The organism is Bradyrhizobium cajani, from assembly GCF_009759665.1.
Taxonomy (GTDB): Bacteria; Pseudomonadota; Alphaproteobacteria; order Rhizobiales; family Xanthobacteraceae; genus Bradyrhizobium; species Bradyrhizobium cajani.
Genome location: NZ_WQNE01000009.1, coordinates 1 through 15,966, shown reverse-complemented (window position 1 = coordinate 15,966; position 15,966 = coordinate 1). Strand labels below are relative to the sequence as shown.

13 protein-coding genes are annotated in these 15,966 nt (G+C 64.3%); 3 read left to right on the top strand and 10 right to left on the bottom strand.

Annotated elements, in window-relative coordinates; all coding sequences use genetic code 11:
• Nucleotides 1-46: 46 nt before the first annotated feature.
• Nucleotides 47-721: an HAD family hydrolase gene (locus tag GPL20_RS13315; protein WP_157329937.1), complete on the bottom strand. Its 675-nt coding sequence runs from the start codon at nt 719-721 to the stop codon at nt 47-49.
• Between the two features lie 154 nt (nt 722-875).
• Here GPL20_RS13315 and GPL20_RS13310 point away from each other — a divergent pair, with 154 nt between their 5' ends.
• On the top strand, nt 876-1,328 hold the full coding sequence (locus GPL20_RS13310) for a nuclear transport factor 2 family protein (RefSeq protein WP_157329936.1): 453 nt from the start codon (nt 876-878) through the stop codon (nt 1,326-1,328).
• Nucleotides 1,329-1,446: 118 nt separating this feature from the next.
• Here the strand turns inward: GPL20_RS13310 and GPL20_RS13305 are convergent, their stop codons facing one another.
• Entirely contained in the window at nt 1,447-1,638 is a 192-nt protein-coding gene (locus GPL20_RS13305; protein ID WP_157329935.1) for a hypothetical protein, read from the bottom strand.
• Nucleotides 1,639-2,128: 490 nt separating this feature from the next.
• On the opposite strand from GPL20_RS13305, the gene GPL20_RS13300 reads away from it, so the two are divergent.
• Entirely contained in the window at nt 2,129-3,025 is an 897-nt protein-coding gene (locus GPL20_RS13300; RefSeq protein ID WP_157329934.1) for a hypothetical protein, read from the top strand.
• A 12-nt stretch (nt 3,026-3,037) separates the two neighbouring features.
• Nucleotides 3,038-3,352: a hypothetical protein gene (locus GPL20_RS38790; RefSeq protein ID WP_167533010.1), complete on the top strand. Its 315-nt coding sequence runs from the start codon at nt 3,038-3,040 to the stop codon at nt 3,350-3,352.
• 111 nt (nt 3,353-3,463) lie between these two features.
• On the opposite strand, the gene GPL20_RS13295 is transcribed toward GPL20_RS38790, so the two are convergent.
• The 8 genes from GPL20_RS13295 to GPL20_RS13260 form a co-directional block, all read right to left on the bottom strand.
• Nucleotides 3,464-3,874 carry an acyl-CoA thioesterase gene (locus GPL20_RS13295; RefSeq protein ID WP_157329933.1) on the bottom strand — a complete coding sequence of 137 codons (411 nt, stop codon included), beginning with the start codon at nt 3,872-3,874 and terminating at the stop codon, nt 3,464-3,466.
• A 7-nt stretch (nt 3,875-3,881) separates the two neighbouring features.
• Complete coding sequence (locus GPL20_RS13290) at nt 3,882-5,978, bottom strand: 3-hydroxyacyl-CoA dehydrogenase NAD-binding domain-containing protein (protein ID WP_167533009.1); 2,097 nt, start codon at nt 5,976-5,978, stop codon at nt 3,882-3,884.
• A gap of 2 nt (nt 5,979-5,980) precedes the next feature.
• Nucleotides 5,981-7,264: an acetyl-CoA C-acetyltransferase gene (locus tag GPL20_RS13285; RefSeq protein WP_157329931.1), complete on the bottom strand. Its 1,284-nt coding sequence runs from the start codon at nt 7,262-7,264 to the stop codon at nt 5,981-5,983.
• Nucleotides 7,264-9,531: an acyl-CoA dehydrogenase gene (locus GPL20_RS13280; protein ID WP_167533008.1), complete on the bottom strand. Its 2,268-nt coding sequence runs from the start codon at nt 9,529-9,531 to the stop codon at nt 7,264-7,266. Before GPL20_RS13280 ends, GPL20_RS13285 begins: the two co-directional genes overlap by 1 nt.
• A 295-nt stretch (nt 9,532-9,826) precedes the next feature.
• The gene (locus tag GPL20_RS13275) at nt 9,827-10,450 is read right to left on the bottom strand and encodes a flavin reductase family protein (RefSeq protein WP_254125752.1); all 624 of its coding nucleotides are present in this window, start codon (nt 10,448-10,450) and stop codon (nt 9,827-9,829) included.
• A 133-nt stretch (nt 10,451-10,583) separates the two neighbouring features.
• Nucleotides 10,584-11,183: a TetR/AcrR family transcriptional regulator gene (locus GPL20_RS13270; protein WP_157329928.1), complete on the bottom strand. Its 600-nt coding sequence runs from the start codon at nt 11,181-11,183 to the stop codon at nt 10,584-10,586.
• A 33-nt stretch (nt 11,184-11,216) separates the two neighbouring features.
• A complete protein-coding gene (locus GPL20_RS13265; protein WP_157329927.1) occupies nt 11,217-14,354 on the bottom strand; it encodes an efflux RND transporter permease subunit in 3,138 nt (1,045 codons plus the stop codon).
• A gap of 223 nt (nt 14,355-14,577) precedes the next feature.
• The gene (locus tag GPL20_RS13260; protein ID WP_157329926.1) at nt 14,578-15,684 is read right to left on the bottom strand and encodes an efflux RND transporter periplasmic adaptor subunit; all 1,107 of its coding nucleotides are present in this window, start codon (nt 15,682-15,684) and stop codon (nt 14,578-14,580) included.
• Between the last annotated feature and the right edge of the window lie 282 nt (nt 15,685-15,966).

Here is a 15,966-nt window from a genome sequence, read left to right as displayed (position 1 = left end):
CGTCCGGTCAATGCGCGCGCCGATCACGGTTAATGGAAGAGGCGGCTCACCACGCCATGACGGCGGCAAGGCGCGCGAGCAGCTCCGGATCATCGAAGGCGCTTGCAGAGGCAACCGCGCCGGCACCGACGAGGTCAGCATGGCTGAGGCTGGTCCGGATGCCGATGGTCGGAATACCCGCGGCGGCCGCCGACTGCACGCCGGAACGGGAATCCTCGAACGCGATCGAAGCCGCCGCGCTGGCGCCGACAAAGCGCAGTCCCTCCTGATAGGGCAGCGGATGCGGCTTGCCGTGCGGCAGCTCGTCGCCGATCACCAGCGCCTTGAAGCGATGCGTGATACCGAGGCCGGAGAGCAGCAGCTCCGCGTTCAGGCGCGGCGCATTGGTCACGGCGACCATGGGAACGCCGGCAGCGTCGGCACGTTCGAGCAGGGCCATCAGGCCCGGCAGCGGCGCGATCTGCCCCGCCACGAGCGTGCGGAAGACCTCTTCCTTCTCGCCGAGGATCGCAACGCGCCGCTCCTGCGCTTCGTCGGGCAGAAAGCGCTCGCCGATCGACGCATTGGAGAAACCCTGCAGCTCCTTCGAGAAGCGCGCATGGTCGAACACATGGCCGCGCGGGCCGAGCACCTGGTTGAACGCCTTCAGGTGCAGCGGGTCGGTGTTGGCGAGCGTGCCGTCGATGTCGAACAGCAATGCCGTGCCGATCGCCTCAATCATTTCCGTACTTTCCCATATGTGCGACGCATCGATGCGCGAGACGTATCAATACCGGGTCGATCGCGCAATGACGCATGCAGATGACCGCGAGGTGACACTCGACAAAGTCGCGCGCGGCTGCAACACTCGGTACAAGATCAAAAAGGAGGAAACGATGACGATCAACCGACGCGATCTGGCTCTCTCGACTCTCGCCGTCTCCGCACTCGCTCTCGCAGCACCGGCGTTCGCTGCCTCGGCAGACGAAGAGGCGGTGGCGAAGAAGGTCGAGGCCTTCCGCCTTGCCCAGATCGCGGCCGACCCGAAGGCGCTCGGCGCGCTGTGCTGGGACGATCTGAGCTACAGCCATTCCAGCGGCAAGGTCGAGGACAAGGCAACCTTCATCACCAACGCGACCGACGGCAAGTCAAAATTCCTCTCGATCGAATACAAGGATCCGACCATCAAGGTCGTCGGCCCCACCGCGATCGTGCGCTTCCACTGGGTGGCGGAACAGGAGATGGCGGCCGATGGGAAAAAAGTGCCGACCAACCTTCACATCCTGATGAACTGGCAGAAGCAGGGCGACGAGTGGAAACTGCTCTCGCGGGCGGCTACGAAGTTGTGATCGACGACGTCATTCCGGGACGCGCCGAAAGGGCGCGGGCCCGGAATCCATTTATCAACCCATTTTGAGGCGCGATGGATTCCGGGCTCGCGCTGCGCGCGCCCCGGAATGACAGCGACTACGCCGCCTCCTTCACATCGCCGTTAACGAGCTTGCGCGCGGCGCGCTCGGCTTCGCGGGCGTTGCGGAAGAATTGACCTTCGAGGCGGTTGAAGCGGTGGGATGAGGCGAAGAAACAGTAGCCTCCCTGAGAACGAACGACGATACCTGCGGTCTGCGAGTTGACTTCGATGATGTAGCTGTCCGGCATGGTCCGTGGATTCCTCAGTGCGGGCAGATAACAACATGCCTGCCCAAAGGTTCCTGAGGGCATCGGCCGGTTTCCACCCCGAATCGACACGCAATTGAGTACGCCTGGACCTCATCCGTTTTATGACCCGTTCTTGGCAAAGCCGCGACGCGTTGACTCACTGACGCCGCGTTTTGCTAACGGCAATGACAGCGAAGATGAGGCGCTGATGTCTCTGGTCCGCCTTCGTAGCGGGTAGAGAAAAATTGCCGTTGGTGACAACCAACGACACGAGCCTTTCGCCATAGCACTTAGGCTCCCAGCGTCACGCAAAACAAATGCGTACGCGAGATCGACGTGAAGCAACGCGAAATCGCAAGCGCAAGCATCTCGATCGCAATGCAGCATAGGCCCGGCTTTTCTCAAACCCGAAATATATTTGACATTCAACCAATAATTGTGGACTCTGCGAGAGGGCAGGGACGAAGCTTTTCTGGCTTCGATTTGATTTATGTTTTTTTATCGCTTTCGGCGGCTTTTTGCCGCCGCGTTGGCGGCTGTTGCCGTCTCGAATTGCAGTCATCCAACCGACAAGGCGATCGCGAGCTTTTCGGACTCAACAACGGCCATCACGTCGATAGCCTCAAGTGCGTCCGATCTTCAAACGGATTTGGACGACAAGACGCAGGCTCTGAGGGCCGCCACCGACTTTACAGCAAGCAAGAGACTGGTTTTCCCTCCTCCTCACGGCAGCTATTGGGACAAGCAATTCAAGAAGGACTGGGCTGTTCGCGTTGCTGTTCTGAAAGCCATTGGAGCTTACGCGCGGGCGCTGTCCGAGGCCAACGACCCGGCGCTGGCGAAGTCTGTCGGCGAAACCACCACAAGCCTCGGTGTCGCCCTGTCTGATTTCCAGACGGCTGTCGCAAGCAGAGCAGGAACATCTCCGGGTGTATCGCAGCACATCCAGATCGTTGGTGGCATCATTGCGGATGCGGCCAGTCTGCTCACCGAGTTTTATACGGCGCAACAGTTGCGAGTTGTTATGGCAAGAGTGCATCCCAAGCTTGAGCATGCACGTGACCTGATCAAACAGGATCTAGCTGAAATTGCGCTGGGCCTCAAAAGCCAGCAGAACGCCTATAAGCGCGCACTCGACGACAAGCTGACCAAGATTTCCGGACTGAGCGACTCGCAGCGCTACGACGCTTACATGAGCGCCGCGGCAGACTACAGCGCAATGGCTGCACGCATTTCGCTCGTGGAAAGTTCAGCTTCCGGGTTGGACGCAATGGTCGATGCTCATCGGGAATTGTTGGAAAGTTCGGACGACAAACGGGCTGTCATGGCCTTCACCACCTTTGTCAAAGATGTCGCCGACAAAGCAAAGAAGCTTCAAACCAGCTAGATGAGGGCGCACGTGCCGACACCGCAACAAATTCTCACGAAGCTTGTAGCCGCAGATGATGCTCTGAGTGACGCATATGCCTCGGCTCCACCCGCGATCAAGGCGCAAATTACGATCTGTTCCACGGCTATTGAGGCAGTCATTAAGGATATAATCCGCTCTGACGTCCACAGACGAACCGCGGCGCTGCAGAATCTATCCAAGACCTTGTCAGATTCGACCAAGGAACTTCAGCAGATCAAGGCCAGGGTCACAAGCTTCAGCGAGACCGCGGCCTTCGCCCAGAATGTCCTCAGCACGCTTACTGCGCTTCTTGCATTCTTGTAAGCACATCATAGGTCGACTAATTCGCCTTCGCTCGTCATCCGCAGCGATGAGTGCCGACTATAGAGTATGCTGCGGCGGCGGAAATGCTCCCGGACAGCGCCGCCAATCAAGTTACGTCGTGATCGGCGGATCGTTCCTCTGGATCGCCTGCGGACGACCGTGTTCGTCGATAGACACGTAGGTGAAGTGACCGTCGGTCACGAGGAACGGATGCTCCTCCCCGCGCCGCAGCGCCCAGGCTTCCAGATGCACGGTGAGCGAGGTTCGCCCGACGCGCACGAGATTGGCATAGACCGAGACGAGATCGCCGACATAGACGGCTTTACGAAAATTCATCGCCTCGATGGCGACGGTCACGGTGCGCGACCTCGCGACCTTTAAGGCAAACACGCCGCCGCCGACATCCATCTGGCTCAGCAGCCAGCCGCCGAAGATGTCACCGTTGGCATTGGTGTCGGCGGGCATCGCCAGCGTGCGGATGCAGAGATCGCCGCTCGGCCCGGTATTGGCTTGTTCGTTCATGCCCCTCTCACTTGAAATTGTCCCAGCCCGCATCAGGCGCGAAGCGCTCGCCGAATCGTTCGGCCAGCGCGCGCAAGGTGGATACGACATTCTCCACCCCTCGCGTGCGCGCATAGTTCAGCGGACCGCCGCGGAACGGTGCATAACCCGTGCCGAAGATCATGGCGCCGTCCACCGCCTCGGCATCCTCGACGATGCCTTCACGAAGCGCCGCGACGCAGACGTTGGACATCGGCAGCACCAGGCGGTCGATCATCTGGTCGGTGACACGCGGGCCGGTTTCGGCGAGCGGTGCCTTCTCCGCCTTGCCATCCTTCCAGGTGTAAAAACCCTTGCCGGTCTTGCGGCCGAGCTCGCCCTTGGCGACCTTCTCGCGCAACCAAGCCGGCGTCGGCGGCAGGAGATCGCCGAATTTGGTGCGCAGCATGTCGCCGACGTCGAGGCAGATGTCGAGGCCGACCTGGTCGGCGAGCTCGATCGGTCCCATCGGCATGCCAAACTGTTCGGCCGCGGCGTCGATCAGGCGCTGGTCGGTCTTCTCGTCCAGCATCACCATCGCCTCCAGCATGTAGGGCGTCAGCGCGCGGTTGACGAGGAAGCCGGGCGAGCTCTTCACCGGCAGCGGCAGGCGGTCGATTGCGCCGACGAAGGCGAGCGCTTGCTTCAACAGCTCAGCGGAGTTGCCGTCATGGCTGACGACCTCGACCAGTTGCAGCCGCGACACCGGATTGAAGAAGTGCAGACCCACGAGCCGCTCCGGCCGCGCCAGCCCATTGCGCAGATCCTGAAGCGGAATGCTCGAGGTGTTGGTCGCAAGGATCGCGCCCGGCTTCATCCCTGGCTCCAGGCCGGCGTAGATCTTCTGCTTGAGCTCGAGCTTTTCCGGCACCGCCTCGATGATGAGATCGGCGTTGCGGACACCCTCTCCGTCCATATCAGGGATGAGGCGATCGAGCGCATCGCGTACCTCGGTCGGTTTGCGGATGATCTTGCCGTAGAGTTCGGCAGCGCGCTTTACCGCGCCCGCGATCGGCTCCGCCTTCATGTCGGCGAGCGAGACGCGCAGTCCCTGCCCCGCACACCACGCGGCGATGTCGCCGCCCATGGCACCGGCGCCGATGACGTGGACGTGCCTGATCGTGTTGCCACTGCCGGCCGCCTTCTTCATCTGCTCGCGCAGGAAGAAGACGCGGATCAGGTTCTGCGCGGTCGGCGTCACCATCAGCTTGGCGAACGAGGCCTGCTCCGCCTTCAGCATCGCGGCCTTGTTGCCGCCATGCGCTTCCCAGAGATCGATCAGCGCGTAAGGCGCCGGATAGTGCTCGCGCGACGCCGCCTTCGCCGCCTCCGCGCGCATGCGCCTGGCGAGCAGTCCGCGCACGGCGCCGAAATTGGCCGCGTGCGTCAGGAGACCCGGACGCGCCCGCTTCAGCCGGCCGAACAGCGCATCCTTCACGGCGTTGCGGACGTGGCGCTCCTGCGTCACGGTGTCGACGAGGCCGAGCGCTTTGGCACGGCGCGCGTCGATGGTGCGGCCGGTCAGCATCAGTGTCATCGACTGGGTCGGATTGACCAGCGCGGTGAAGCGCGCGGTGCCGCCGAGGCCGGGATGCAGGCCCAGCATCACCTCGGGGAAGCCGAAGCGCGCGCCGTCGACGGCGATGCGCGACTGGCAGGCGAGCGCAACCTCGAGCCCGCCGCCGAGGCAGAAGCCGTGGATGACCGCGACCGTCGGCAGCCTCAAGGCTTCCAGATGATCGACCACCGCATGCGCGGCGCGGATGCGCGTTTCCACCATGTCGGGATCGGATGCGCCGCGGAATTCGTTGACGTCCGCGCCCGCAATGAAGCCGGACGGCTTCGCCGAGCGGATCACGAGGCCGGCCGGACGCTCGGTCTCGATCGCCGCGAGCACGGCGTCGAACTCCTCCATCACGTCCGAGGACAGCGTGTTCGCACTTGTCTCGGCGCGGTCGAACAAGAGCCAGGCGACGCCGTCGGCATCGCGCGTCAGCTTGAAATGCTTGTAGCGACCGTCGGCCGCGGGCTGAGGCCCGAGCGTCAGCACACGGTCGCCGAGCGCCGTCATGATCCTGGAATCCATGGTCACACCGCCTCGATCAGCATGGCGCCGCCGAGCCCGCCGCCGATGCATTCGGTGGCAACGCCGCGCCGCGTGCCGAGCCGCTTCATCGCATTGACGAGATGCAGCACAATGCGGTTACCGGAGGTGCCGACGGGATGGCCGAGCGAGATGGCGCCACCGTCGACGTTGAGTCTTTCTCGGTCGATCTCGCCGGCGGCGCCGTCGAGCCCCAAAATCTCACGGCAGAATTTTTCGTCATTCCAGGCGGCGAGGCAGCCGAGCACCTGCGTGGCAAAAGCCTCGTTCAGCTCCCAGGTCTCGACATCCTTGATGGTGAGGTCGTTGCGCTGGAGCAGCGGCGTTGCGGACATCACGGGACCTAGTCCCATGATGCTCGGATCGAGCGCGGCCCAATGGCTGTCGACGATGACTGCCTTCGGCGTCAGCTTGTGTTTGGCGACCGCCGCGTCGGACGCGAGGATCACCCAGGAGGCGCCGTCGGTGATCTGCGAGGAGTTGCCGGCGGTGACCTGGCCCCATGGGCGCTCGAACACCGGTCGGAGCTTCGCCAGCGTCTCGGCCGTCGAGTCCAGACGGACACCGTCGTCATGATCGAAGAACTTGCCGTCGCGGGAGAAAGCGGTCTCGACCTCGCCTTTCAGAAAGCCCGCGCCTTGCGCATGCGCGAGCCGGCGATGGCTCTCGGCCGCATACGCATCGGACTGTGCGCGCGTAATGCCGAAGAGATGGCCGACGACCTCGGCGGTCTGGCCCATGTTCAGATCGGTGACGGGATCGGTCAGCCCGCGCTCGAGGCCGATGATCGGCTTGAGGTAGCGCGGCCGCAGCTTGAAGGCGGCCGCCAGCTTCGCGGCGACGCCCTTGGCGGTGGCAAGGCCGGCGAACCAGCGCACGCCGGAATTCGGCCAGACCAGCGGCGCGTGGCTGAGCGCCTCGGTGCCGCCGGCGAGGATCATGTCGGCGTGGCCTTCGCGGATGTAGCGATAGGCGGTGTCGATCGACTGCATGCCGGAGCCGCAATTGATCTGCACCGTGAAGGCGACCATGTCCTCGCCCATGCCGAGCCGGAGCGCGGCGACGCGGGCCGGGTTCATCTCGTCCGCGATCACGTTGACGCAGCCGAGGATGACCTGGTCGAAATCATCTGGAGAAAACGGCTGGCGTGCCAAGAGCGGCCGTCCGCACTGTACCGCGAGATCGACCGGGGTGAACGGCCCCGGCCCGGAACGCGCCTTCAGGAACGGCGTGCGACTGCCGTCGACGATGAAAACCGGTCGTGCCATCAGCCTGCCGCCCTCTGTTCACCGAGTTCCTGGAAGAACTGATGCACGTCGCCGGTTTTTTTGTAAATCGGCGACAGCGCCTCCGGCGCAAAATCGTCGACCTCTATCACTTTTGTGACGGCTTCGCGGGCGGCGGCGACCTGCTCGCCTTCAGCCTGAGTGATCACGCCCTTGGCCACGGCCTCCTTCCAGTCGCCAATATGCGCGGCGCGCATGCGCTTGGCGATCGCCTCGGTGGCTGCGACCAGCTTGAACGCACGCTCCAGCCGGGCAAAGCCGCCGTCATCATCGACACGGGCCAGATCGGGCGTGAGGCGATCGCGCGCCGCCGACGGCTCCAGCACGAGGCTCGCGCATCGATGCACGACGCGATCCGAGGGGCCGAGCACGCGGGCACCGAACGGCTGGACCACGAGCTTGAGGAAGGCCGCGACGAAACGGTTGGGAAGATTGGCGAGAATTTCGGCGAGCCGGTTCTCGATGGTTTTGAAACCCGTCGCCATGCACCATTCGAGCGCGGCAAAGTCCTCCTTCTGCCGGCCCTCGTCCTGCCAGCGCTTCAGCGCGGCCGAGAGCAGATAGAGCTCGGAGAGGATGTCGCCGAAACGCGCCGACAGCATCTCCTTGCGCTTGAGCGCGCCGCCGAGCGTGAGCAGCGCCATGTCGGCGCAGAGCGCAAACGCCGCGGAGTAGCGCGAGAGCTGGCGATAGAATGGCGTAGCGTCGCCCGCATCGGGCGCAAGCGCGAAGGCGCCAAAGGTCCAGCTCCGGCCAAAGGCGCGGAACAGCGTCTGGAAGCTGTGGCCGATATGTTTCCAGAACGCCCTGTCGAAGGCGGCGAGCCCGCGTTCGCGGTCGGTGTCGGCGAGCGCATTCATCTCGTCGAGCAGGTAGGGATGAGCGCGGATGGCGCCCTGTCCGAACACGATGAGATTGCGCGTGAGGATGTTGGCGCCCTCGACGGTGATGCCGACGGGAACGGCGCGATGCAGATTGCCGAGATAGTTTTGCGGACCGTCGATCACGGCCTTGCCGCCGTGGATGTCCATGGCGTCGTCGACCGCGACCCGCATCCGCTCGGTTGCGTGCAGCTTCATGATGCCGGAGATGACGGCGGGATGGATGCCGGCATTCAGCGCCGCGCAGGTGAACCGGCGCGCCGCGTCGAGCTGATAGGCGGTCGCGACGATGCGCGCGAGCGGCTCCTCGACGCCTTCGAACTTGGAGATGGAGATGCCGAACTGCTCGCGGATGCGGGCATAGGCGCCGGTGGTGCGCGCGGCATACGCCGCACCCGCCGCCGACAGCGATGGCAGCGAGATGCCGCGGCCGGCGGCAAGCGCCGTCATCAGCATCTTCCAGCCCTGCCCAAGGCGCTCCTGGCCGCCGATGACGTAGTCGAGCGGAATGAAGACGTCGCGGCCCCGGTTCGGGCCGTTCTGGAACACCTGCATCGACGGCAGATGACGGTGGCCGATCTCGACGCCGGGCAGATTGGTCGGAATCAATGCCACGGTGATGCCGAGTTCATCCTGCTGGCCAACGAGGTGATCGGGGTCATAGGCCTTGAAGGCGAGGCCCAGCAGCGTCGCGACGGGGCCGAGCGTGATGTAGCGCTTGTGCCAGTTGAGCCGGAGGCCGACGACCTCGCGCCCCTCGAAATTGCCCTTGCAGATGATGCCGGTGTCGACCATCGAGGCGGCGTCGGAGCCGGCTTCCGGGCTGGTGAGGCCGAAGCAGGGAATATCGCGGCCGTCAGCCAGCCGCGGCAGCCAGCGCGCCTGCTGCTCCTTGGTGCCGAAGCGCATCAGGAGCTCGCCGGGGCCGAGCGAGTTCGGCACCATCACCGTGACGGCGGCGGCGATCGAGCGGGTCGAGATCTTGCGCACCACTTCCGAATGGGCATAGGGCGAGAAGCCGAGGCCGCCGAATTCCTTCGGAATGATCATGCCGAAGAATTTCTCGCGCTTGACGAAATGCCAGACGTCGTGCGGCAGATCGCGCCATTCCCAGAAGATCTTCCACTCGTCGAGCATGGCGCAGAGCTCGTCGACGGGGCCGTTGAGGAAGGCCTGCTCCTCGTCGGTCAGCCTTGCCTGCGGGACCTTGAGCAGCTTCGACCAGTCGGGATTGCCGGTGAAGAGATCAGCGTCCCACCAGACATCGCCCGCCTCCAGCGCCTCGCGTTCGGTGGCGGACATCGCCGGCAGCACGCCGCGCGCCCGGGAGAAGATCGGCTTGGTGATAATGTCGCGGCGGAAGCTCATGGCTGACCTCATGCATCGGCGCGGGTATCGGGCATTTTAGCGGAAAGTGGCTGGCGGAGGCGAACACTTCGCCTGCGAAATTGACGCGGCCGGGCGGCCGCCCAGGGGCCATAACGGCCGGGCGTGGCGGCAGTTCCGGGAGGGGTATTTGGCTGCGCTTGTCCCTCACCGTCATTCCGGGGCACGCGGAGCGTGAACCCGGAATCCATCGTGCGGCAGCGCTGGTCGATGAATGGATTCCGGGCTCGACGCTTACGCGTCGCCCCGGAATGACGGTGGAGAGAAAGAAGCCGGCCTAATCCGGCCGCACCATCTCGAACATGTTTTCCGGCTTGATCTCGAAATAATCGCCGCGGCGGCCGGCGCGGACGATGGGGCGGGCGACGGCGGTCTGGTACACGCCGTCCTTGATCATGGCCTTGTCGATGTGGACGGCGACGACCTCCCCTAACGTCAGCCAGGCGTCCGCCTCCTTGCCGTCGGCGCCCTTGAGGCGGACGATGTCGGACACCTTGCACTCGAAGGCGACCGGGCTTTCGCCGACGCGCGGCACATTGACGAGCTTGCCGGGCACGGCGGTGAGGCCGGCGATCTCGAACTCGTCGACCTCGGGCGCGACATGGGCCGCGGTCGCGTTCATGTGCTTGGCGAGGTCCATGGTGGCGAGATTCCAGACGAACTCGCCGGTCTGCTGGATGTTCTCGACCGTGTCCTTCCAGTTGGTGGAGGAGAAGCCGATGATCGGCGGAACGTAAGCGAAGGCATTGAAGAAGCTGTAGGGCGCGAGATTGACGTGGCCGTTGGTATCGCGCGACGAGATCCAGCCGATCGGCCGCGGCGCGATGATGGCGTTGAAGGGATCGTGCTTGAGGCCGTGGCCCTTGGAGGGCTCGTAGAAGTAGAGGTCTTTGTCGGTCACCGCGGGGTCTCCACTCTCCGTCATTCCGGGGCGGTCCGCAGGACCGAACCCGGAATCTCGGGATTCCGGGTTCGCGCTACGCGCGCCCCGGAATGACAGTGGAGCAGCTTATAGGAGGAAACTCCTCCGCCCGTCAGTGGCGCGGGGACAGACCCGCGATGACGAAATCGATCATCTGGTCGATGGTCGGGCCCGGCTTGGTCGCGCACTGGGCGATCATCTGGGGGTGGAAGAAGCGCATCATCGCGGTGCAGGCACAGAGCGAGGCCAGTTGCAGGTCGGGCGCCTCGAACTCGCCCGAGGCGACCCCTTGCGCGATCATCTGGCCGATCACCCCGGCGATGCACTCCATATGGGCGACGCAGACGTCCCAGTCCTCCTGCATCGCGATCTCGACCATCTCGTGCAGCTTGGAATCGCCGACATAGCGCTCGGTGTTCATGCGATGGATGGTGGTGAGCAGCTCACGAAAGCGCGGCAGGACCGGACCGGATCTGCCTACGATCCGCTGCGCCTCCAGCTCGACCTCGCCCATCAGGCCCCGCGCCACCGCCTGATGAATCGCCTTCTTCGATTCGAAGAAGCGATAGACGTTGGCGGGGCTCATCCTGAGCTCCTTGGCGATGTCCCCGACCGTCGTCTTCTGGTAGCCGATCTGGCGGAACAGCCGCTCGGCCACCTCGAGAATACGGTCCCGGGTGTCGCCTTCGATATGTTCCGAAATCAGGGCCATCAGTCAGGACTCGTTCGTCGGTAGTCTTCTCATTTATTCAGCCGCTTCAGCAAGCGGAATTGCGTGCTGGTCATCGCTCCCATGCTGCGGCGCGGCAGGCTGCTCAGGCGTACCGGCCTCATCCAGGCTCTTCCTGAACCACAGGGCGTAGAGACCCGGCAGGTACAGCAGCGTCAGGAAGGTCGCGACGAACAGGCCGCCCATGATCGTGATCGCCATCGGGCCCCAGAAGGCCGAGCGCGACAGCGGGATCATGGCGAGGATCGCGGCCAGCGCCGTCAGCACCACCGGCCGGGCACGGCGAACGGTCGCCTCCACGATCGCCTCGCGGCGGGTCAGGCCGTGGGAGACGTCGGTCTCGATCTGATCGACCAGGATGACCGTGTTGCGCATGATCATACCGGCAAGCGCGATCAGGCCGAGCAGCGCCACGAAACCGAACGGGGCGTTGGCGACGTTGAGCCCGAGGGAGGCGCCGACGATGCCGAGCGGCGCGGTCAGGAACACCAGGATCAGGCGCGAGAAGCTCTGGAGCTGGATCATCAGCAGCGTCAGCATCACCATGACCATCACCGGGAAGAGGATGAAGATCGAGGCGTTGCCCTTGGCGGATTCCTCGAACGCACCACCCGGCTCGATCCGATAGGCCGGCTCGAGGTAGTCCTTGATGGCTTGCAGCTTCGGCGTGATCTGGTTGGTGACGTCGGGCGCCTGCACGCCGTCGACGACGTCGGAGCGCACGGTGATCGCCATGTCGCGGTTGCGCCGCCACATGATCGGCTCCTCGTGGGCGTACTCGATCTTGGCGATCTGCTGGAGCGGCACGGCGACGCCGTTACGCGAGGTGATGGTGAGATCGCCGACGCCGCCGAGGTCGAGGCGCTCGGACGGGATCGCACGGGCGACCACGCCGACCTTCTCGATGCCGTCGCGGATGGTCGTGACCTGCGCGCCCGAGATCAGCATCGCAAGCGCCTGCGAGACGTCCTGCGGGGTCAGGCCCATGGCGCGGGCGCGGTCCTGGTCGACGACGAGCTTGAGGTAGGGCGACTGCTCGTTCCAGTCGAGCTGCACGTCCTTGACGCTCTTGTTCTGCCGCATGACGTCACGGACCTGGTAGGCGATTTCGCGCACCTTGTTGGCGTCGGGGCCGATCACGCGGAACTGCACGGGGAAGCCGACCGGGGGGCCGAAATTGAAGCGGTCGACGCGCACGCGCGCCTCGGACAGGAAGCCTTCGGCAGCCGCGTTCTCGATCTTGGCCTTGATGCGCTCGCGTGCCTCGACGCCCTTGGCGACGATGACGATCTCGGCGAAGGCCTCGTTCGGCAGCTGCGGATTGAGGCCGAGCCAGAAGCGCGGCGAACCCTGGCCGACATAAGCGGTATAGGTCGCGATATCCTTGTCGTCCTTCAGCAGGGTCTCGGCCTTCTTCACCGACTTTTCGGTGACGTTGAAGGCGGTACCCTCCGGCAGGCGAAGCTGGAGGAACAGCTCGGGCCGCTCCGACAGCGGGAAGAACTGCTGCTGCACATGACCGAAACCGACGATCGAGGCGACGAAGACGCCGACGGTCGCGACCACCACGGTGATGCGGTGGTTGACGCACCACTGCACGATGGCGCGCAGGCCGCGGTACATGCGGGTCTCGTAGACTGCATGCGGGTCGTGATTGTGGTGCGCCTTCATCTCGGGCAGCAGCTTGACGCCGATATAGGGCGTGAAGATCACCGCCACGAACCAGGAAGCGACCAGCGCGATCGCCACGATCCAGAAGATGCTGCCGGCATATTCGCCGACCGCGGAATTGGCAAAGCCGATGGGGAGGAAGCCAGCGGCCGTGACCAGCGTTCCCGTGAGCATCGGAAACGCAGTTGATTCCCAGGCAAAGGACGCCGCGCGCATGCGATCCCAGCCCTGCTCCATCTTCACCACCATCATCTCGACCGCGATGATGGCGTCGTCGACGAGCAGGCCGAGCGCGATGATCAGCGCACCGAGCGTGATGCGGTGCAGGTCGAGCGACATCGTATTCATGACGATGAAGACGATGCCGAGCACCAGCGGCACCGACATCGCGACCACGATGCCGGTGCGCCAGCCGAGCGCCAGGAACGAGACGAACAGCACGATCACGAGGGCTTCCATGAAGGAGTGCACGAACTCGCCGACGGCGTGCTCGACCACCTTCGGCTGGTCGGCGATCAGCTTGACGTCGATGCCCTGCGGCACGGCCTTCATGAATTCGGCCGTCGCCTTCTCGACCTCCTTGCCGAGATCGAGGATGTTGGCACCCTTGGCGGTGACCACGCCGATGCCGATCGCGGGCTTGCCTTCCTGGCGGACGACGAAGCTCGGCGGATCGACAAAACCATGGGTGACGGTGGCGATATCGCCAAGACGGAAGACGCGGCCGTTGCTCTCGACCGGGGTCTCGGCCACGGCCTTGGCTCCGTCGAGCGCGCCGGTGACGCGCAGCGGCACGCGCTGCGACGAGGTCTCGACCGTGCCGGCGGGCGTCACGTTGTTCTGCTTGGCGAGCGAATCGAACAGCGCCTGCGGCGTGATGCCGAGGGTGGCGAGCTTGGCGTGGCTGAACTCGACGAAGATGCGTTCGTCCTGGTTGCCGTAGACGTCGACCTTGGTCACGCCCGGAACCTTCAGAAGGCGCTGGCGGAAACCTTCCGAGACCTTCTTGAGCTGGGCATAGTCTGCGCCGTCGCCGGTCATCATGTAGAGGATGGAATCGACGTCGGAAAACTCGTCGTTGACGACGGGTCCCAGGATGCCCGAAGGCAGCTGGCCCTGCACGTCGGCCAGCTTCTTGCGCAGGAGATAGAAGAGATAAGGCACGTCCTTCGGCGGCGTGGAGTCGCGGAAGGTCACCTGGAGCGCGGTAAAGGCGGGCTTGGAATAGGTCTGCACCTTCTCGAAGTAAGGCAGCTCCTGGAGCTTCTTCTCGATGGGGTCGGCGACCTGGGTCTGCATCTCCTGCGCAGTCGCGCCGGGCCACATCACGGAGACGTTGACCACCTTCACGGTGAAGAACGGATCCTCGGCGCGGCCGAGCTTCTCATAGGAGAAGAAGCCGGCGACGCCGAGCACGAGCATCAGGAAGAGAACCAGCGTCGGATGGCTGACGGCCCAGGCCGAAAGGTTGAAGCGCTTCATCGTAGTCTCCGAAAAGACGATCCAATTGCCAGAACGACAGCCACTCTGTTCAAACCATCATCGCGAGGCAGCGAAGCAATCCAGGGGGCTGGGCAGGTTCTGGATCGCTTCGCCGCTTCAGCCCCAGCATTTGCGCTTGGGCCGAAACTCGCCTTGCAACGACGAAACTTACTTTTCTTGTCGTTCCGGGATGGCCCGAAGGACCGGGCCCGGAGCGACGGGATCAGAAGGACAGTGACGACACGATCCGCACCTTCTGGCTGGGATCGAGCTTCTGCACGCCGAGAGCGACGATCTTGGCGCCCTCTTCCACACCGCTGGTGATGACGACGTCGTTGCTCTCGTAGGACTTCACCGTGACCGGCTTCAGCGTGACCGCGCCGTTGTCGTCGACGACGTAGAAGGAGGGCTTGCCGCCTTCGTTGAACAGCGCCGACAGCGGCAGCCGCGCGACGCGCTCGGTGGCAGCGTCCGACAGGGTCAGCGTCGCGGTCATGCCGAGCGCGACCTTGTCGTCGGCCTCGGGCAGCGAGAATTTTGCAAGATAGGTGCGGGTGGCCGGATCAGCCGCCGGCGCGATCTCGCGCAGCTTGGCCGTGTACTTCCTGTCCGGCTCGGACCAAAGAGTGACGCTGGCGACGCCCGACTTGGCGCGTCCAACCAGCGTCTCAGGGATCGCGACGACCGCTTCCTTCTCGGCAAAGCGGGCGACGCGGATCGAGGCCTGGCCCGCGGCGACCACCTGGCCGGGCTCGATCAGCGTTGCGGTGACGACGCCACGGGCGTCGGCGTTGAGCGTCGCGTAGGAAAGGGAATTCTTGGTCAGCTCGACCGAGCGGACGGCGCGGTCGAGGCGCGCGCGGGCCTCATCGGCCGATGCCCGGCTCGAATCCAGCTGCGCATCGGTGGTCCAGCCCTTGGCCTTCAAATCCTTGGCGCGCTGCTCGGCGGCGGCGGCCTGGGCCAGCACGCCGGTCGCGGCGCTTTGCTCGGCGACGGCCTGCTCGGCCTGAAGCTTCAGGTCGACCTCATCGAGGGTCGCGAGCGGCTGGCCGATCTCCACGGTCTGGCCGACCTCGACGAGGCGCTTGGCGACCTTGCCGGCGACGCGGAAGCCGAGATCACTCTCGATCCGGGGCCGGACCGTGCCGACGAAGCTGCGCTCCGGCGTCTCGGCATCATAATGCGCGGTCGCGACCAGAACCGGCCGCGGCGGCTCGGCCTTTTGCGCCACCGTATCGTTGCATCCGGCCAGTGCTGCGGCCATCAGGGCCAGCGATACACCCGCCAAGAGCCTGGAATAGCTGGACAAAACTGACCGAACGAACATCGGGGACACTCCTGCGGCTGCAATGAGAGGAATGTCGACTAATCACTGATAAAAGTCAATAATCGTCAGTCATCAGGAAAGCGTGATCGTTAAGGGGTGGTAAGGATTGGGAGGACCTCGTTAGGAAGGTGCGATCGTAGGGGCCGCAGAGGCCCGTAGATGGGGTAACGGGCTCCGCTGAGGCCTTCCAACCAGCCGCGCTAGCTACGGCACTATTTGATAGCGCGCGTCGCGCGGCTTGATTGGAAGGCAAGCGGTCGTCCCTCACATGATGGTGTAGCG

Excerpts from the sequence above, each read along its gene's own strand:
- GPL20_RS13295 (WP_157329933.1), bottom strand. The coding sequence starts at position 3,874 with ATGAACGAACAAGCCAATACCGGGCCGAGCGGCGATCTCTGCATCCGC.
- GPL20_RS13270 (WP_157329928.1), bottom strand. The coding sequence starts at position 11,183 with ATGGCCCTGATTTCGGAACATATCGAAGGCGACACCCGGGACCGTATT.
- GPL20_RS13315 (WP_157329937.1), bottom strand. The coding sequence starts at position 721 with ATGATTGAGGCGATCGGCACGGCATTGCTGTTCGACATCGACGGCACG.
- GPL20_RS13285 (WP_157329931.1), bottom strand. The coding sequence starts at position 7,264 with ATGGCACGACCGGTTTTCATCGTCGACGGCAGTCGCACGCCGTTCCTG.
- GPL20_RS13290 (WP_167533009.1), bottom strand. The coding sequence starts at position 5,978 with ATGGATTCCAGGATCATGACGGCGCTCGGCGACCGTGTGCTGACGCTC.
- GPL20_RS13260 (WP_157329926.1), bottom strand. The coding sequence starts at position 15,684 with ATGTTCGTTCGGTCAGTTTTGTCCAGCTATTCCAGGCTCTTGGCGGGT.
- GPL20_RS13265 (WP_157329927.1), bottom strand. The coding sequence starts at position 14,354 with ATGAAGCGCTTCAACCTTTCGGCCTGGGCCGTCAGCCATCCGACGCTG.
- GPL20_RS13305 (WP_157329935.1), bottom strand. The coding sequence starts at position 1,638 with ATGCCGGACAGCTACATCATCGAAGTCAACTCGCAGACCGCAGGTATC.
- GPL20_RS13300 (WP_157329934.1), top strand. The coding sequence starts at position 2,129 with ATGTTTTTTTATCGCTTTCGGCGGCTTTTTGCCGCCGCGTTGGCGGCT.
- GPL20_RS13310 (WP_157329936.1), top strand. The coding sequence starts at position 876 with ATGACGATCAACCGACGCGATCTGGCTCTCTCGACTCTCGCCGTCTCC.
- GPL20_RS13280 (WP_167533008.1), bottom strand. The coding sequence starts at position 9,531 with ATGAGCTTCCGCCGCGACATTATCACCAAGCCGATCTTCTCCCGGGCG.